The 16,893-nt window shown below is 55.1% G+C and carries 14 protein-coding genes; all 14 read left to right on the top strand.

The window, feature by feature from the left end:
- The first annotated feature begins 7 nt into the window (after positions 1-7).
- The 14 genes from AC6I4B_RS19290 (at position 8) to secM (ending at position 16,855) form a co-directional block, all read left to right on the top strand.
- Entirely contained in the window at positions 8-1,774 is a 1,767-nt protein-coding gene (locus tag AC6I4B_RS19290; protein ID WP_497767468.1) for a peptidoglycan glycosyltransferase FtsI, read from the top strand.
- Positions 1,761-3,248 carry a UDP-N-acetylmuramoyl-L-alanyl-D-glutamate--2,6-diaminopimelate ligase gene (gene murE / locus AC6I4B_RS19285; protein ID WP_497767466.1) on the top strand — a complete coding sequence of 496 codons (1,488 nt, stop codon included), beginning with the start codon at positions 1,761-1,763 and terminating at the stop codon, positions 3,246-3,248. Before AC6I4B_RS19290 ends, murE begins: the two co-directional genes overlap by 14 nt.
- Positions 3,245-4,603, top strand: coding sequence for a UDP-N-acetylmuramoyl-tripeptide--D-alanyl-D-alanine ligase (murF, locus tag AC6I4B_RS19280; protein ID WP_497767464.1), 1,359 nt, complete (start codon positions 3,245-3,247; stop codon positions 4,601-4,603). Before murE ends, murF begins: the two co-directional genes overlap by 4 nt.
- Positions 4,597-5,679: a phospho-N-acetylmuramoyl-pentapeptide-transferase gene (gene mraY / locus AC6I4B_RS19275; protein WP_497767463.1), complete on the top strand. Its 1,083-nt coding sequence runs from the start codon at positions 4,597-4,599 to the stop codon at positions 5,677-5,679. Before murF ends, mraY begins: the two co-directional genes overlap by 7 nt.
- Positions 5,680-5,681: 2 nt before the next feature.
- Positions 5,682-6,998 (top strand): UDP-N-acetylmuramoyl-L-alanine--D-glutamate ligase, encoded by a 1,317-nt coding sequence (gene murD, locus AC6I4B_RS19270; RefSeq protein ID WP_497767461.1) that lies wholly within the window; start codon positions 5,682-5,684, stop codon positions 6,996-6,998.
- A complete protein-coding gene (ftsW, locus tag AC6I4B_RS19265) occupies positions 6,998-8,257 on the top strand; it encodes a cell division protein FtsW (protein WP_497767459.1) in 1,260 nt (419 codons plus the stop codon). The genes murD and ftsW overlap by 1 nt, the downstream gene beginning before the upstream one ends.
- Positions 8,254-9,321: an undecaprenyldiphospho-muramoylpentapeptide beta-N-acetylglucosaminyltransferase gene (gene murG, locus AC6I4B_RS19260; protein WP_497767458.1), complete on the top strand. Its 1,068-nt coding sequence runs from the start codon at positions 8,254-8,256 to the stop codon at positions 9,319-9,321. Before ftsW ends, murG begins: the two co-directional genes overlap by 4 nt.
- A 54-nt stretch (positions 9,322-9,375) precedes the next feature.
- A complete protein-coding gene (gene murC, locus AC6I4B_RS19255) occupies positions 9,376-10,851 on the top strand; it encodes a UDP-N-acetylmuramate--L-alanine ligase (protein ID WP_497767456.1) in 1,476 nt (491 codons plus the stop codon).
- Complete coding sequence (locus tag AC6I4B_RS19250) at positions 10,844-11,764, top strand: D-alanine--D-alanine ligase (RefSeq protein ID WP_497767454.1); 921 nt, start codon at positions 10,844-10,846, stop codon at positions 11,762-11,764. Before murC ends, AC6I4B_RS19250 begins: the two co-directional genes overlap by 8 nt.
- A gap of 1 nt (position 11,765) precedes the next feature.
- Entirely contained in the window at positions 11,766-12,599 is an 834-nt protein-coding gene (ftsQ, locus tag AC6I4B_RS19245; protein ID WP_497767453.1) for a cell division protein FtsQ, read from the top strand.
- Positions 12,596-13,858: a cell division protein FtsA gene (gene ftsA / locus AC6I4B_RS19240; protein ID WP_497767451.1), complete on the top strand. Its 1,263-nt coding sequence runs from the start codon at positions 12,596-12,598 to the stop codon at positions 13,856-13,858. The genes ftsQ and ftsA overlap by 4 nt, the downstream gene beginning before the upstream one ends.
- Before the next feature lie 62 nt (positions 13,859-13,920).
- Complete coding sequence (gene ftsZ / locus AC6I4B_RS19235; RefSeq protein ID WP_497767450.1) at positions 13,921-15,072, top strand: cell division protein FtsZ; 1,152 nt, start codon at positions 13,921-13,923, stop codon at positions 15,070-15,072.
- Between the two features lie 100 nt (positions 15,073-15,172).
- Entirely contained in the window at positions 15,173-16,090 is a 918-nt protein-coding gene (lpxC, locus tag AC6I4B_RS19230) for a UDP-3-O-acyl-N-acetylglucosamine deacetylase (protein WP_497767448.1), read from the top strand.
- A gap of 261 nt (positions 16,091-16,351) precedes the next feature.
- Positions 16,352-16,855, top strand: coding sequence for a secA translation cis-regulator SecM (gene secM / locus AC6I4B_RS19225; RefSeq protein ID WP_497767447.1), 504 nt, complete (start codon positions 16,352-16,354; stop codon positions 16,853-16,855).
- The last annotated feature ends 38 nt before the right edge of the window (positions 16,856-16,893 follow it).

Raw genomic sequence — 16,893 nt, 5'->3', positions numbered from 1 at the left:
GCGACGCATGAAACCAGCGGCAAAAACGCTTAAACCAAAACGTCAGGAAGAACAGGCCAACTTTATCAGTTGGCGTTTTGCGTTGCTTTGCGGCTGTATTCTGGTGGCACTGGCATTCTTGCTGGGGCGCGTTGCGTGGTTACAGATTATCAACCCCGACATGCTGGTGCGTCAGGGCGACATGCGCTCGCTACGCGTGCAGGAAGTCGCCACCTCTCGCGGAATGATTACCGATCGCTCCGGCCGCCCGCTGGCGGTGAGTGTGCCGGTGAAAGCCATTTGGGCTGACCCGAAAGAGCTGCACGAAGCGGGTGGTGTGGTGCTCAACAATCGCTGGAAAGCGTTGGCTGACGCGCTGAATATGCCGCTCGATCAGCTAGCGACGCGTATCAACACCAACCCACGTATGCGCTTTATCTATCTGGCGCGTCAGGTTAACCCTGACATGGCTGACTACATCAAGAAGCTGAAGCTGCCGGGGATTTACCTGCGTGAAGAGTCGCGCCGTTACTATCCTTCCGGGGAAGTTACCGCTCACTTAATTGGTTTCACCAACGTTGATAGCCAGGGGATTGAAGGGGTAGAGAAAAGCTTTGATAAATGGCTAACTGGTCAGCCGGGCGAACGTATCGTACGTAAAGACCGTTACGGTCGCGTCATTGAAGATATCTCCTCTACCGACAGCCAGGCCGCGCATAACCTGGCGCTGAGCATTGATGAACGCTTACAAGCGCTGGTTTACCGCGAGCTGAATAACGCGGTGGCGTTTAACAAAGCGGAATCCGGCAGCGCCGTGTTGGTGGATGTGAGCACCGGCGAAGTGCTGGCGATGGCGAACAGCCCGTCCTACAACCCGAACAACTTTACCGGCACTGCGAAAGACACCATGCGTAACCGGGCCATCACCGACGTGTTTGAACCAGGTTCAACGGTCAAACCGATGGTGGTAATGACCGCCTTGCAGCGTGGCGTTGTGCGTGAAAACACGGTGCTGAATACTGTTCCATATCGAATTAACGGCCACGAAATCAAAGATGTGGGGCGCTACAGCGAATTGACCCTGACCGGGGTTTTACAGAAGTCGAGTAACGTTGGTGTTTCCAAGCTGGCGTTAGCGATGCCGTCCTCAGCGTTAGTAGATACCTACTCACGTTTTGGGCTGGGAAAAGCGACCAATTTGGGGTTGGTCGGAGAACGCAGTGGCTTATATCCTCAAAAACAACGGTGGTCTGACATAGAGAGGGCCACCTTCTCTTTCGGCTACGGGCTAATGGTAACGCCGTTACAGTTAGCGCGAGTCTACGCAACCATTGGCAGCTTCGGCATCTACCGTCCGCTGTCGATAACCAAAGTTGACCCGCCGGTTCCCGGCGAGCGCGTGTTCCCCGAATCTGTCGTCCGCACTGTCGTTCATATGATGGAAAGCGTGGCGTTACCGGGCGGCGGTGGCGTGAAAGCTGCAATTAAGGGCTATCGCATCGCGATTAAAACCGGTACGGCGAAAAAAGTCGGTCCGGACGGGCGCTATATCAATAAATACATTGCTTACACCGCAGGCGTTGCGCCAGCCAGCCAGCCGCGTTTTGCGCTGGTGGTGGTTATCAACGACCCGCAGGCGGGTAAATATTACGGCGGTGCCGTTTCCGCGCCGGTCTTTGGTGCCATCATGGGCGGCGTGTTGCGCACCATGAACATCGAGCCGGATGCGCTGGCAACGAGTGAAAAAAGTGAATTTGTAATTAATCAAGGCGAGGGTTCAGGTGGCAGATCGTAATTTGCGCGACCTTCTTGCTCCGTGGGTGCCAAATGCGCCGGAGCGAGCACTGCGAGAGATGACGCTCGACAGCCGTGTGGCTGCATCGGGCGATCTGTTCGTAGCGGTAGTAGGTCATCAGGCGGACGGGCGTCGTTATATCCCGCAGGCGATTGCGCAAGGTGTTGCTGCCATTATTGCTGAGGCAAAAGATGAAGCAACCGACGGCGAAATCCGCGAGATGCACGGCGTACCAGTTATTTACCTCAGCCAACTCAACGAACGTTTATCGGCGCTGGCCGGGCGTTTTTACCATGAGCCATCGGAAAACCTGCGCCTGATTGGCGTAACCGGGACTAACGGCAAAACCACCACCACACAGCTGATTGCGCAATGGTGCCAGCAACTGGGTGAAACCAGTGCGGTGATGGGAACGGTCGGCAACGGCCTGCTGGGTAAAGTTATCCCAACGGAAAACACCACCGGTTCTGCGGTGGATGTTCAGCACGTGCTCTCTGGCCTGGTGGCGCAAGGCGCTACGATGGCCGCGATGGAAGTCTCTTCCCACGGCCTGGTGCAGCACCGCGTGGCGGCCCTGAAATTTGCCGCCTCAGTATTTACTAACCTCAGCCGCGATCATCTGGATTACCACGGTGATATGGAGCATTACGAAGCCGCAAAATGGCTGCTGTACTCCACGCACCATTGTGGCCAGGCCATTGTGAACGCAGACGATGAAGTTGGCCGTCGCTGGCTGAGCCGTCTGCCGGATGCGGTGGCGGTATCGATGGAAGACCACATCAACCCGAACTGCCACGGACGTTGGCTGAAAGCGGTTGAGGTGAATTATCACGACAGCGGCGCGACCATCCGTTTTGACTCCTCCTGGGGCAACGGCGAAATTGAAAGCCGCCTGATGGGCGCGTTTAACGTCAGCAACCTGCTGCTGGCGCTGGCGACGCTGCTGGCGCTGGGTTACCCGTTGGCAGATTTACTGAAAACGGCAGCGCGTTTGCAGCCTGTTTGCGGGCGCATGGAAGTCTTTAGCGCACCGGGTAAACCGACGGTGGTGGTGGATTATGCCCATACGCCGGACGCGCTGGAAAAAGCGCTCCAGGCCGCGCGCCTGCACTGCTCCGGCAAGCTGTGGTGCGTCTTTGGCTGCGGTGGCGACAGAGACAAAGGCAAACGTCCGCTGATGGGCGCGATTGCTGAAGAGTTCTCGGACATTGTGGTGGTCACTGATGACAACCCGCGTACCGAAGAGCCGCGCGCAATCATCAACGACATTCTGGCAGGAATGGTCGATGCTGGGCATGTGAAGGTGATGGAAGGCCGCGCGGAAGCCGTCACCAACGCCATTATGCAAGCCAAAGAGAACGATGTCGTTCTGCTGGCGGGCAAAGGCCACGAAGATTATCAGATTGTCGGCAATCGCCGTCTTGACTACTCCGACCGCGTTACCGCAGCCCGTCTGCTGGGAGCGGTGGCATGATTAGCGTAACCCTCAACCAGCTTGCCGATGTCCTGCACGGTGAGCTTCAGGGCGATGATGTACGGATTGAAAACGTCACGACCGACACCCGTAAATTAACCCCCGGTTGCCTGTTTGTGGCGCTGAAAGGCGAACGCTTTGACGCGCATGATTTTGCGCAAACGGCAAAAGACGGTGGCGCTGGCGCGTTACTGGTTAGCCGCCGACTGGATATCGATCTGCCGCAGTTAGTGGTAAGCGATACCCGTCTGGCCTTTGGCGAGCTGGCGGCGTGGGTGCGCCAGCAGGTTCCGGCGCGCGTTGTTGCGCTGACCGGCTCCTCCGGCAAAACCTCGGTTAAAGAGATGACCGCCGCAATTCTGGCTCAGTGTGGCAACACACTGTATACCGCAGGCAACCTCAACAATGATATCGGCGTTCCGATGACATTGCTGCGCCTGACGCCAGAGCATCAGTTCGCGGTCATTGAGTTAGGCGCTAACCACCAGGGTGAAATTGCCTGGACGGTGGGCTTAACTCGCCCGGAAGCGGCGCTGGTGAATAACCTGGCGGCTGCGCATCTGGAAGGTTTTGGTTCATTAGCCGGTGTCGCGAAAGCGAAAGGCGAGATTTTCACCGGGTTGCCGGAAAACGGCATCGCCATTCTGAACGCCGACAATAACGACTGGGCTAACTGGCAGCATATTATTGGCGACCGTACCGTATGGCGCTTCTCGCCAACGGCGGCGGGCAGCGACTTTAGCGCGGCGGATATCCGCATTACGGCGCAAGGTACGCGATTTACGCTGCAAACCCCGAATGGCAGCACCGATGTGCTGCTGCCACTGCCGGGCCGTCACAATATTGCCAATGCGCTGGCGGCAACTGCGTTGTCGATGGCGGTTGGCGCGGATTTAGCGGCGGTGAAAGCTGGGCTGGCACAATTGAAAGCCGTGCCGGGGCGTCTGTTCCCGATTCAGTTGGCGGAAACCCAACTGTTGCTGGACGACTCTTACAACGCCAACGTCGGTTCGATGACGGCGGCGGTGCAGGTGCTGTCGGAAATGCCGGGCTACCGTGTGCTGGTGGTAGGCGATATGGCGGAACTGGGCGCGGAAAGCGAAGCGTGTCATATCCAGGTGGGTGATGCGGCGAAAGCGGCAGGAATCGATCGGGTACTGAGCGTCGGTAAATTAAGCCAGGCCATTAGCGATGCCAGTGGGGCAGGGGAGCACTTCACTGATAAAACATCGGCGATTGCGCGCCTTAACGCGCTGATAAATGAAAATAAAACTATCACTATTTTGGTGAAAGGATCACGTAGTGCCGCCATGGAAGAGGTCGTACACGCATTACAGGAGAACGGGACATGTTAGTGTGGCTGGCCGAACATCTGGTCAAATATTATTCCGGCTTTAACGTCTTTTCCTATCTGACGTTTCGCGCCATCGTCAGCCTGCTGACCGCGCTGTTCATCTCTTTGTGGATGGGCCCGCGCATGATTGCCCGCTTGCAGAAAATGTCTTTTGGCCAGGTTGTACGTAACGATGGCCCAGAGTCTCACTTTAGCAAACGCGGAACCCCGACAATGGGGGGGATTATGATCCTCACCGCGATTGTGGTTTCAGTGCTGCTGTGGGCGTACCCGTCTAACCCGTACGTCTGGTGCGTACTGACGGTGCTGGTAGGCTACGGCATCATCGGTTTTGTCGATGACTATCGCAAAGTGGTGCGTAAAGATACCAAAGGCTTGATTGCCCGCTGGAAATACTTCTGGATGTCGGTGATTGCGCTGGGCGTGGCGTTCGCGCTGTATCTTGCGGGGAAAGACACTCCGGCGACTGAGCTGGTGGTTCCGTTCTTTAAAGACGTGATGCCGCAACTGGGGCTGTTCTACATCCTGCTGGCGTACTTTGTTATCGTCGGCACGGGGAATGCAGTCAACCTGACCGACGGCCTCGACGGCCTGGCGATTATGCCAACCGTCTTTGTGGCTGCGGGTTTTGCGCTGGTGGCATGGGCGACCGGTAACATGAACTTTGCCAGCTATTTGCACATTCCTTACCTGCGACATGCGGGTGAGCTGGTGATTGTCTGTACGGCGATTGTCGGTGCGGGTTTAGGCTTCCTGTGGTTCAACACCTATCCAGCGCAAGTCTTTATGGGCGACGTTGGTTCACTGGCACTGGGTGGCGCGCTGGGCATCATCGCCGTGCTGCTGCGTCAGGAATTCTTGCTGGTTATCATGGGCGGCGTCTTCGTGGTGGAAACCCTGTCAGTTATCTTGCAGGTCGGTTCCTTCAAGCTGCGCGGTCAGCGCATCTTCCGTATGGCGCCAATTCATCACCACTATGAACTGAAAGGCTGGCCGGAGCCGCGCGTCATTGTGCGCTTCTGGATTATTTCGCTGATGCTGGTGCTGATTGGCCTGGCAACGCTGAAGGTACGTTAATCATGGCAGATTACCAGGGTAAAAACGTCGTTATCATTGGTCTTGGATTGACCGGGCTGTCTTGCGTGGATTTCTTCCTTGCAAAAGGCGTGACGCCGCGCGTTATGGACACTCGAGCGACGCCACCCGGTCTGGATAAACTGCCAGAGACGGTAGAACGCCATGTCGGCGGTCTGAACGAAGACTGGTTAATGGCGGCTGACCTTATCGTTGCAAGCCCTGGTATCGCGCTGGCGAATCCGGCGCTTTCCCGTGCTGCGGATGAAGGCATTGAAATCGTTGGTGATATCGAACTGTTCTGTCGTGAAGCACAAGCGCCGATTGTGGCAATTACCGGTTCAAACGGTAAAAGCACGGTGACGACGCTGGTCGGTGAAATGGCGAAAGCGGCGGGCGTGAACGTGGGCGTGGGCGGCAATATTGGCCTGCCTGCGCTGATGCTGCTCGATCCATCTCGCGAGCTGTACGTGCTTGAGCTGTCCAGCTTCCAGTTGGAAACCACTTCTAGCCTTCATGCGGCGGCGGCGACCATTCTGAACGTGACCGAAGACCACATGGATCGCTACCCGCTGGGGCTTCAGCAGTATCGTGCGGCGAAATTGCGCATTTATGAAAACGCGAAGCTGTGCGTGGTGAATGCGGGTGACGCCCTGACGATGCCAGTGCGCGGTGCGGATGAACGTTGTGTCAGTTTTGGTGTCGATGTTGGTGACTATCACCTTAACCGCCAGCAGGGCGAAACCTGGCTGCGCGTGAAGGGCGAAAAAGTGCTGAACGTCAAAGAGATGCCGCTAACGGGGCAACACAACTACAGCAACGCGCTGGCGGCGCTGGCGTTGGCGGATGCCGTTGGCCTGCCTCGTGCTACCAGCCTGAAAGCGCTGACCACCTTTACCGGGCTGGCTCACCGTTTCCAGATTGTGCTTGAGCATAACGGCGTGCGCTGGATTAACGACTCAAAAGCCACCAACGTTGGCAGTACAGAAGCGGCGTTAAATGGTCTGCACGTCGCGGGTACGCTGCATCTGCTGCTGGGCGGCGACGGTAAATCGGCGGATTTCTCCCCGCTGTTGCGCTATTTGGCTGGTGATAACATTCGCCTGTACTGCTTTGGTCGTGATGGTGGCCAACTGGCTGCGCTGCGCCCAGAAATCGCAACCCAGACGGAAACGATGGAACAGGCGATGCGCCTGATTGCGCCGCAGGTGAAAGCGGGTGATATGGTGCTGTTGTCGCCAGCGTGTGCCAGCCTTGATCAGTTTAAAAGTTTTGAGCAGCGCGGTGACGTGTTCGCTCGTTTGGCGAAGGAGTTAGGTTGATGCGTTTATCGCTCCCGCGCCTGAGACTGCCTCAACTGAGGCTGCCGCGTCTGCCGGGCATGAGGATTTTCGCATGGCTGTTTGCCGCGCTGAAAGGCTGGGTGATGGGTTCTCGGGAGAAAGACTCTGATAGCCTGATTATGTATGACCGCACGCTGCTGTGGTTGACGCTTGGCCTGGCGGCAATTGGTTTTATCATGGTGACTTCGGCGTCGATGCCGGTAGGTCAGCGTCTGGCGAACGACCCTTTCCTGTTCGCCAAACGTGATGGGCTGTATTTGCTGCTGGCGTTAGCGTTGTCACTGATTACGCTGCGCTTGCCGATGGCGTTCTGGCAGCGCCACAGTACTTTTATGCTGATTGCCTCGATTTGCATGTTGCTGATTGTATTGGTGGTGGGGAGTTCGGTGAACGGGGCATCGCGCTGGATTGCTTTCGGCCCGCTGCGTATTCAGCCTGCCGAGCTGACCAAGCTGTCGCTGTTTTGCTATATCGCCAACTATCTGGTGCGTAAAGCGGACGAAGTGCGTAATAACCTGCGCGGCTTCTTAAAGCCGATGGGCGTTATCTTCATGCTGGCGATTTTACTGCTGGCGCAGCCGGATCTCGGTACGGTGGTGGTGCTGTTCGTGACCACGCTGGCGATGCTGTTTCTCGCGGGCGCTAAGCTGTGGCAGTTCATCGCGATTATCGGCATGGGGATTTCGGCGGTGGTGCTGCTGATTCTCGCCGAACCGTATCGTATTCGCCGCGTGACCTCTTTCTGGAACCCGTGGGAAGATCCATTCGGTAGCGGCTACCAGCTAACCCAATCGCTGATGGCGTTCGGTCGCGGCGAAATGTGGGGGCAGGGCTTAGGCAACTCGGTACAGAAACTGGAGTATCTGCCGGAAGCACATACCGACTTTATCTTCGCCATCATCGGCGAGGAATTAGGTTATATCGGTGTGGTACTGGCACTTTTAATGGTATTCTTCGTCGCTTTCCGCGCCATGTCCATCGGTCGCAAAGCGCTGGAGATCAACCAACGTTTTTCTGGATTCCTGGCTTGCGCAATTGGCGTGTGGTTCAGCTTCCAGGCGCTGGTTAACGTTGGGGCCGCGGCGGGTATGTTGCCGACGAAAGGCCTGACGCTGCCGTTGATAAGTTACGGTGGCTCCAGTCTTCTGATTATGTCGACTGCCATCATGTTCTTATTACGTATTGATTATGAAACACGTCTGGAAAATGCGCAGGCGTTTACCCGAGGTTCCCGATGAGCGGTCAAACAAAACGGTTAATGGTGATGGCAGGCGGTACTGGGGGGCACGTATTCCCTGGGCTGGCGGTTGCGCACCATTTAATGGATCAGGGCTGGCAAGTTCGCTGGCTGGGAACCGCCGATCGTATGGAAGCTGACCTGGTCCCTAAGCACGGCATTGAGATTGATTTTATTCACATTTCTGGCCTGCGCGGTAAAGGCCTGAAAGCGCTGCTGCTGGCTCCGATGCGTATTTTTAACGCCTGGCGTCAGGCGCGCGCGATAATGAAACGCTTTAAGCCAGACGTGGTGCTGGGTATGGGCGGTTATGTATCTGGGCCTGGCGGTTTAGCGGCGTGGTCGCTGGGAATTCCGGTGGTGCTGCATGAACAGAACGGCATTGCCGGTCTGACCAACAAATGGCTGGCGAAAATCGCCACCAAAGTGATGCAGGCTTTCCCAGGCGCGTTTGCGAATGCCGATGTGGTCGGTAATCCGGTGCGCGTTGACGTACTGGCGCTGCCGCTGCCGGAACAGCGCCTGGTGGGGCGTGATGGCCCAATCCGTGTGCTGGTTGTTGGCGGCTCGCAGGGCGCTCGCATTCTTAACCAGACGATGCCGCAGGTGGCGCAGCGTCTTGGCGATGCGGTGACTATTTGGCATCAGAGCGGCAAAGGCGGCCAACAAACGGTTGAGCAGGCTTATACCGATGCGGGTCAGCCTCAGCATAAAGTGACCGAATTTATTGACGACATGGCGGCAGCCTATGCATGGGCCGACGTGGTGGTGTGCCGCTCCGGCGCGCTGACGGTAAGCGAAATTGCGGCGGCAGGGCTGCCAGCGATTTTCGTGCCGTTCCAGCATAAAGACCGTCAGCAATACTGGAATGCGCTGCCGCTGGAAAAAGCCGGTGCAGCGAAGATTTTCGAACAGCCGCAGTTTACCGCGCAGGCAGTGGCGGACACCTTGGCAGGCTGGGATCGCAACACATTATTAGAGATGGCCGCACGCGCACGCGCAGCAGCTATCCCGGATGCTACCGAGCGGGTAGCAAAAGAAGTAAGCCTGGCGGCAAAGGCTTAATCATCGCGGCGCATTTGCGTCGCCCGAATTTTAGAAGTGATGGCGTTTAAGAGAATGAATACACAACAACTGGCGAAACTGCGTTCTATTGTGCCCGAGATGCGTCGCGTCCGGCACATTCACTTTGTTGGCATCGGCGGCGCCGGTATGGGCGGTATTGCCGAGGTGTTGGCCAACGAAGGGTATCAGATCAGCGGTTCCGATCTCGCGCCGAATCCGGTGACGCAGCAGTTGACTCAATTGGGTGCCACCATTTATTTCAACCACCGCCCGGAAAACGTTCGTGACGCGAGCGTGGTGGTGGTTTCAACGGCGATTTCCGCCGATAACCCGGAAATTGTAGCTGCACATGAAGCGCGTATCCCGGTTATCCGCCGTGCAGAAATGCTGGCAGAACTGATGCGTTTCCGTCACGGAATCGCGGTTGCCGGGACTCATGGTAAAACCACGACGACGGCGATGGTTTCCAGTATTTATGCCGAAGCCGGGCTAGACCCAACTTTTGTTAACGGCGGTTTGGTGAAAGCGGCAGGCGTACATGCGCGCCTGGGGCACAGCCGTTACCTGATTGCTGAAGCCGATGAAAGCGACGCTTCGTTCTTGCATTTGCAGCCGATGGTGGCGATTGTGACCAACATCGAAGCTGACCATATGGACACCTATCAGGGCGATTTTGAAAATTTAAAACAGACCTTTATTAATTTTCTGCATAATTTGCCGTTTTATGGTCGAGCAGTCATGTGTGTTGATGATCCGGTGATTCGCGAGCTGTTGCCGCGCGTTGGTCGTCAAATCACCACCTACGGTTTTAGCGACGACGCCGATGTGCGCGTTGAAGATTATCAGCAGATTGGCCCGCAGGGGCACTTCACCATCGTACGCCAGGACAAAGATGACCTGCGCGTCACGCTGAACGCACCGGGTCGCCATAACGCGTTGAACGCGGCGGCGGCGGTTGCGGTTGCGACAGAAGAGGGTATCGACGATGACGCTATCTTGCGTGCGCTGGAAAGCTTCCAGGGGACGGGGCGCCGCTTTGATTTTCTCGGCGAGTTCCCGCTGGCGGAAGTGAATGGCAAAGAAGGCTCCGCGATGCTGGTGGACGATTACGGCCATCATCCTACGGAAGTGGACGCGACCATCAAAGCCGCGCGCGCAGGCTGGCCGGATAAAAAACTGGTGATGGTGTTCCAGCCGCACCGTTATACCCGTACGCGTGACCTGTATGACGATTTTGCCCATGTGCTGACTCAGGTTGATGCCTTGCTGATGCTGGATGTCTATCCGGCGGGCGAAGCGCCCATTCCAGGGGCCGACAGCCGCTCGCTGTGTCGTACCATTCGTGGACGTGGGAAAGTTGACCCGATTCTGGTCTCCGACCCGGCTCAAGTTGCCGATATGCTGGCTTCTGTGCTGACGGGGAATGATCTTGTCTTAATCCAGGGCGCAGGAAATATTGGTAAAATCGCGCGTAACTTAGCTGAAATCAAACTGAAGCCGCAAACTCAGGAGGAACCGCGTCATGGCTGATAAAATCGCGGTTCTTCTGGGCGGAACCTCAGCTGAACGCGATGTTTCGTTAAATTCCGGCGCAGCAGTGCTTGCCGGGTTACGCGAAGCGGGCGTTGACGCGCATCCGGTTGACCCGAAAGACACCGATGTTACCCAGTTAAAAAATATGGGTTTTAAGAAAGCGTTTATTGCGCTGCACGGTCGCGGTGGGGAAGATGGCACGCTTCAGGGGATGTTAGAGCTTATTCAACTGCCTTATACCGGCAGTGGTGTCATGGCATCCGCTATTTCTATGGATAAACTGCGCAGTAAATTACTGTGGCAGGGGGCGGGATTACCGGTGGCTCCGTGGGTTGCCATCACGCGTGATGCTTTCGTTGCAGGGCTGTCTGGTGAGATTTTACAGCAGGTTGCCGCGTTGGGCTTGCCGTTAATTGTTAAACCGAGCCGAGAAGGCTCGAGCGTCGGAATGTCGAAAGTTACCGAGAGTGACCAACTTGCCGATGCGTTAACGCAAGCGTTTCAACATGATGATGAAGTTCTGGTAGAAAAATGGCTCAGTGGGCCAGAATTTACGGTGGCGGTGCTCGGTGAAGAAATTTTACCGTCAGTTCGCATCCAACCTGCTGGAACCTTCTATGATTATGAGGCGAAGTATCTCTCTGATGAGACAAAATATTTCTGCCCTGGCTGTGAAGAATCTTCCCAGGAAGCTGCAATGCAGTCTCTGGTGCTGAAAGCCTGGAAAGTTTTAGGCTGCCGTGGTTGGGGCCGCATTGATGTGATGCAAGATAGCGACGGGCAGTATTATCTGCTGGAGGCGAATACGTCTCCGGGGATGACCAGCCACAGTCTGGTGCCGATGGCGGCACGTCAGGCTGGAATGAGCTTCTCGCAGCTGGTAGTACGAATTCTGGACCTGGCGGGGTGATATGTCGCAGGCTGCGCTGAATACGCGGAACCGTGAAGAAGAAGAGTACGCCTCTTCACGGCGCAATAATGGAACGCGCCTGGCAGGGATTCTGTTCCTGCTGGCGGTGTTGTGTACCGTGTTTGTTAGCGGCTGGGTTGTGCTGGGATGGATGGAAGATGCGCAACGTTTGCCCATCTCAAAACTGGTGGTGACCGGCGAGCGTCATTACACACGTAACGATGATATTCGTCAGTCGATCCTGGCGCTGGGTTCGCCGGGGACGTTTATGACTCAGGACGTCAACATCGTTCAGAGCCAGATTGAGCGTCTGCCGTGGATTAAACAGGCAAGCGTAAGAAAGCAGTGGCCGGACGAATTGAAGATTCATCTGGTTGAATATGTGCCAATTGCACGTTGGAATGATCAGCACATGGTAGATGCCGAGGGCAATGCCTTTAGCGTACCGGCTGACCGAACCAGCAAGCAGAACTTACCTATGCTCTATGGCCCTGAAGGCAGCGCAAGCGAAGTCCTACAGGGGTATCACGACATGGGAGCGGTGCTCGCGAAAGGGAAGTTCACGTTAAAGGTTGCGGCGATGACCGCGCGCCGTTCGTGGCAGTTGACGCTTAATAATGACATTAAGCTGAATCTGGGGCGGGGCGATACGATGAAGCGCCTGTCGCGTTTTTTAGAACTGTATCCAGTTCTACTGCAACAGGCGCAAGCAGAGGGTAATCGAATTAGCTATGTTGATTTGCGTTATGACTCAGGAGCGGCAGTAGGCTGGGAACCTGCTCCTACGCCAGACGCGACACAACAACAGAATCAGGCACAGGCAGAACAACAATGATCAAGGCGACGGACAGAAAACTGGTAGTTGGACTGGAGATCGGCACAGCAAAAGTAGCCGCTTTAGTAGGGGAAGTTCTGCCCGACGGAGTGATTAATATCATTGGGGTCGGCAGTTGCCCATCCCGGGGTATGGATAAAGGCGGGGTAAACGACCTTGAGTCGGTAGTGAAATGCGTACAGCGTGCTATCGACCAGGCTGAGCTGATGGCGGATTGCCAGATCTCTTCAGTGTATCTGGCGCTTTCCGGTAAACACATTAGCTGTCAAAATGAGATTGGGATGGTTCCCATCTCAGAAGAAGAAGTGACGCAGGAAGACGTAGAAAACGTGGTGCACACGGCGAAGTCTGTTCGCGTCCGTGACGAACATCGTGTTTTGCACGTTATTCCGCAAGAATACGCCATTGATTACCAGGAAGGGATTAAAAACCCGGTAGGCTTATCCGGTGTGCGTATGCAAGCTAAGGTACATCTGATTACCTGCCACAACGACATGGCAAAGAACATCGTCAAAGCGGTTGAACGTTGTGGGTTGAAGGTCGATCAGCTAATTTTCGCCGGGCTGGCATCCAGTTATTCCGTATTAACGGAAGATGAACGTGAGCTAGGCGTCTGTGTTGTGGATATCGGTGGCGGTACAATGGATATCGCCGTATATACTGGCGGCGCACTGCGCCACACCAAAGTTATCCCATATGCTGGGAACGTGGTGACCAGCGATATCGCATACGCCTTCGGCACACCGCCAAGCGATGCCGAGGCGATTAAAGTTCGTCATGGCTGTGCGTTAGGCTCTATCGTGGGCAAAGATGAGAACGTTGAAGTGCCGAGCGTTGGTGGTCGTCCACCGCGTAGCCTACAGCGTCAGACGTTGGCAGAAGTCATTGAGCCGCGATATACCGAGCTTTTGAACCTCGTCAACGAAGAGATTTTACAGTTACAAGAACAGCTTCGTCAGCAAGGGGTTAAACACCACCTCGCGGCGGGGATTGTGTTGACCGGCGGCGCGGCGCAAATTGAAGGCTTAGCGGCCTGTGCCCAGCGCGTGTTCCATACGCAAGTTCGTATTGGCGCACCGCTGAATATTACCGGTCTGACGGACTATGCCCAAGAGCCGTATTACTCAACGGCGGTGGGCCTGCTGCACTACGGGAAAGAGTCCCACTTGAGTGGTGAAGCAGAAGTAGAAAAGCGCGTAACTGCATCGGTTGGTTCGTGGATCAAGCGACTGAATAGCTGGTTACGGAAAGAGTTTTAATTTTTAAAGAGACCGGAGAAAATTTGCGGTCTCGGGCGACAGGCACAAAACGGAGAGAAACTATGTTTGAACCTATGGAACTGACCAACGACGCGGTGATTAAAGTCATCGGCGTCGGTGGCGGCGGCGGTAATGCCGTTGAACACATGGTGCGTGAGCGCATCGAAGGCGTCGAGTTTTTTGCAGTTAACACCGATGCGCAGGCACTGCGTAAAACGGCGGTTGGCCAGACTATCCAGATTGGTAGCGGTATTACCAAAGGTCTGGGTGCTGGGGCTAACCCGGAAGTAGGCCGTAATGCGGCAGATGAAGACCGTGAAGCACTGCGCGCTGCGTTAGAAGGTGCAGACATGGTGTTTATCGCAGCAGGCATGGGTGGTGGTACTGGTACCGGTGCTGCGCCAGTGGTTGCTGAAGTCGCAAAAGATTTAGGTATTCTGACCGTTGCTGTCGTGACTAAGCCTTTCAACTTCGAAGGCAAGAAGCGTATGGCATTTGCGGAGCAGGGTATCACTGAGCTGTCCAAGCATGTGGACTCGCTTATCACCATCCCGAACGACAAGCTGCTGAAAGTGCTGGGTCGTGGAATCTCTCTGCTCGACGCTTTCGGCGCGGCGAATGACGTGCTGAAAGGCGCGGTTCAGGGTATCGCAGAGCTGATTACTCGTCCTGGCCTGATGAACGTTGACTTTGCAGACGTGCGCACCGTGATGTCCGAAATGGGCTACGCGATGATGGGTTCTGGTGTGGCGAGCGGCGAAGACCGTGCGGAAGAAGCGGCTGAAATGGCTATCTCTTCTCCACTGCTGGAAGATATCGACCTGTCTGGCGCTCGTGGCGTGCTGGTCAACATCACCGCTGGCTTTGACCTGCGTCTGGATGAGTTCGAAACCGTGGGTAACACCATCCGTGCTTTCGCATCGGATAACGCGACCGTGGTTATCGGTACTTCTCTGGATCCAGATATGAACGACGAACTGCGCGTTACCGTTGTTGCTACTGGAATTGGTATGGACAAACGTCCAGAAATCACTCTGGTCACCAACAAGCAAACCCAGCAGCCGGTTCTGGATCGCTACCAGCAACATGGTATGGCGCCGTTGACGCAAGAGCAGAAACCGGCAGCAAAAGTGGTCAACGACAATACGCCGCAGACAACTAAAGAGCCGGATTATCTGGATATTCCAGCCTTCCTGCGTAAGCAAGCTGATTAAGAATTAGCTGGAAGTTGGGAATCTGCGCTCTTTGTGCTAAAGTGGCCTACCGAATGTATAGTACACTTCGGTTGGATAGATTATTTGGCGAGATTATACGATGATCAAACAAAGGACTCTTAAACGTATCGTTCAGGCGACTGGCGTCGGTTTGCATACCGGCAAAAAAGTCACTCTGACGTTACGCCCTGCGCCGGCAAATACCGGGGTCATCTATCGTCGCACCGACTTGAATCCACCGGTAGATTTTCCGGCCGATGCCAAATCTGTGCGTGATACAATGCTCTGTACTTGCCTGGTCAATGAGCATGACGTGCGGATTTCTACCGTAGAGCACCTCAATGCCGCGCTGGCGGGCCTGGGTATCGACAACATCGTTATTGAAGTCGATGCGCCAGAAATCCCGATCATGGACGGTAGTGCCGCGCCTTTCGTTTATCTGCTGCTGGATGCTGGCATTGATGAACTGAACTGCGCGAAGAAATTCGTCCGTATTAAAGACACCGTGCGTGTTGAAGATGGCGATAAATGGGCTGAATTCAAGCCGTACAATGGTTTCACGTTGGATTTCACCATCGACTTTAACCATCCGGCGATTGACTCCAGCACTCAGCGTTATGCGATGAATTTCTCCGCAGACGCCTTTATGCGCCAGATCAGCCGTGCCCGTACTTTCGGTTTCATGCGTGATATCGAATATCTGCAATCCCGTGGCCTGTGCCTGGGCGGCAGCTTCGATTGTGCCATCGTTGTTGACGATTATCGCGTACTGAACGAAGACGGTCTGCGTTTTGAAGATGAATTCGTTCGTCACAAAATGCTGGATGCTATCGGTGACTTGTTCATGTGTGGTCACAACATTATTGGTGCATTTACCGCGTATAAATCCGGTCATGCGCTGAATAACAAACTTCTGCAAGCTGTTCTGGCAAAACAGGAAGCTTGGGAATATGTGACCTTCCAGGACGACGCGGAACTGCCACTGGCATTCAAAGCGCCGTCAACGGTTCTGGCATAAGCTTAACCGTCGCGTAAATTCGACTGGCAACCTGGCACTCTCTCCGGTCAGGGAACCAGTCGTTTTTTCTTTTTACCCCCACCACTCTGTTTTTGTTTCGTCTTTATCGCGATAAAAGCGACCCATCTGTGCAAACGCTGCTTTCTTAACCCGTTTTTCGGTGATGATTTCGTCATTCCTACTGCCGTGATGCCGCAATAATGGTAATATCTGAGCGCGAAAATAAAATAACGGTCTCTAAAACCGAAGGTGGAACATTACGTGAGTGGAATGCTGACGCGTTGGCGACAGTTTGGTAGACGCTACTTCTGGCCACATCTCCTGTTGGGGATGGTTGCTGCTAGTTTTGGCCTGCCTGCGCTTGCGAATAATACCGAGCCAGCTTCGCCTGCTCGTGCGACAACCAGCAACCATAACCCGTCGCAGAAAATAGACTTCACGCAGTTGGCGCGGCTGGAGAACAATCGTCGTCCTTCCTTTAGCGTTGATTACTGGCATCAACATGCCATTCGAACGGTTATTCGCCACCTCTCTTTTGCCATGGTGCCCAATGCGTCGCCGGTTGCTGAAACCGCATCGCCGCTACAAGCACAGCATCTGGCACTGCTCGACACGCTGAATGCGTTACTTAACGTAGAAAGCCAGCCGGCGACGGTTATTGCTCAAGCCGCTGCGCTACCCGCTTTACCTCCTTCCGCTTTTAGCGTTCGCACCTGGCTTAGCCAGGTGTGGGGCATTCGCGCCGGGCCGCTGCGCCTCGTCTGAAAATAGCCGTTTTATTCCTTTATTTTTTTGACTCCGAT

Source organism: Kluyvera fluvialis, assembly GCF_059725275.1.
This window is presented reverse-complemented; position numbering and strand designations above follow the sequence as displayed.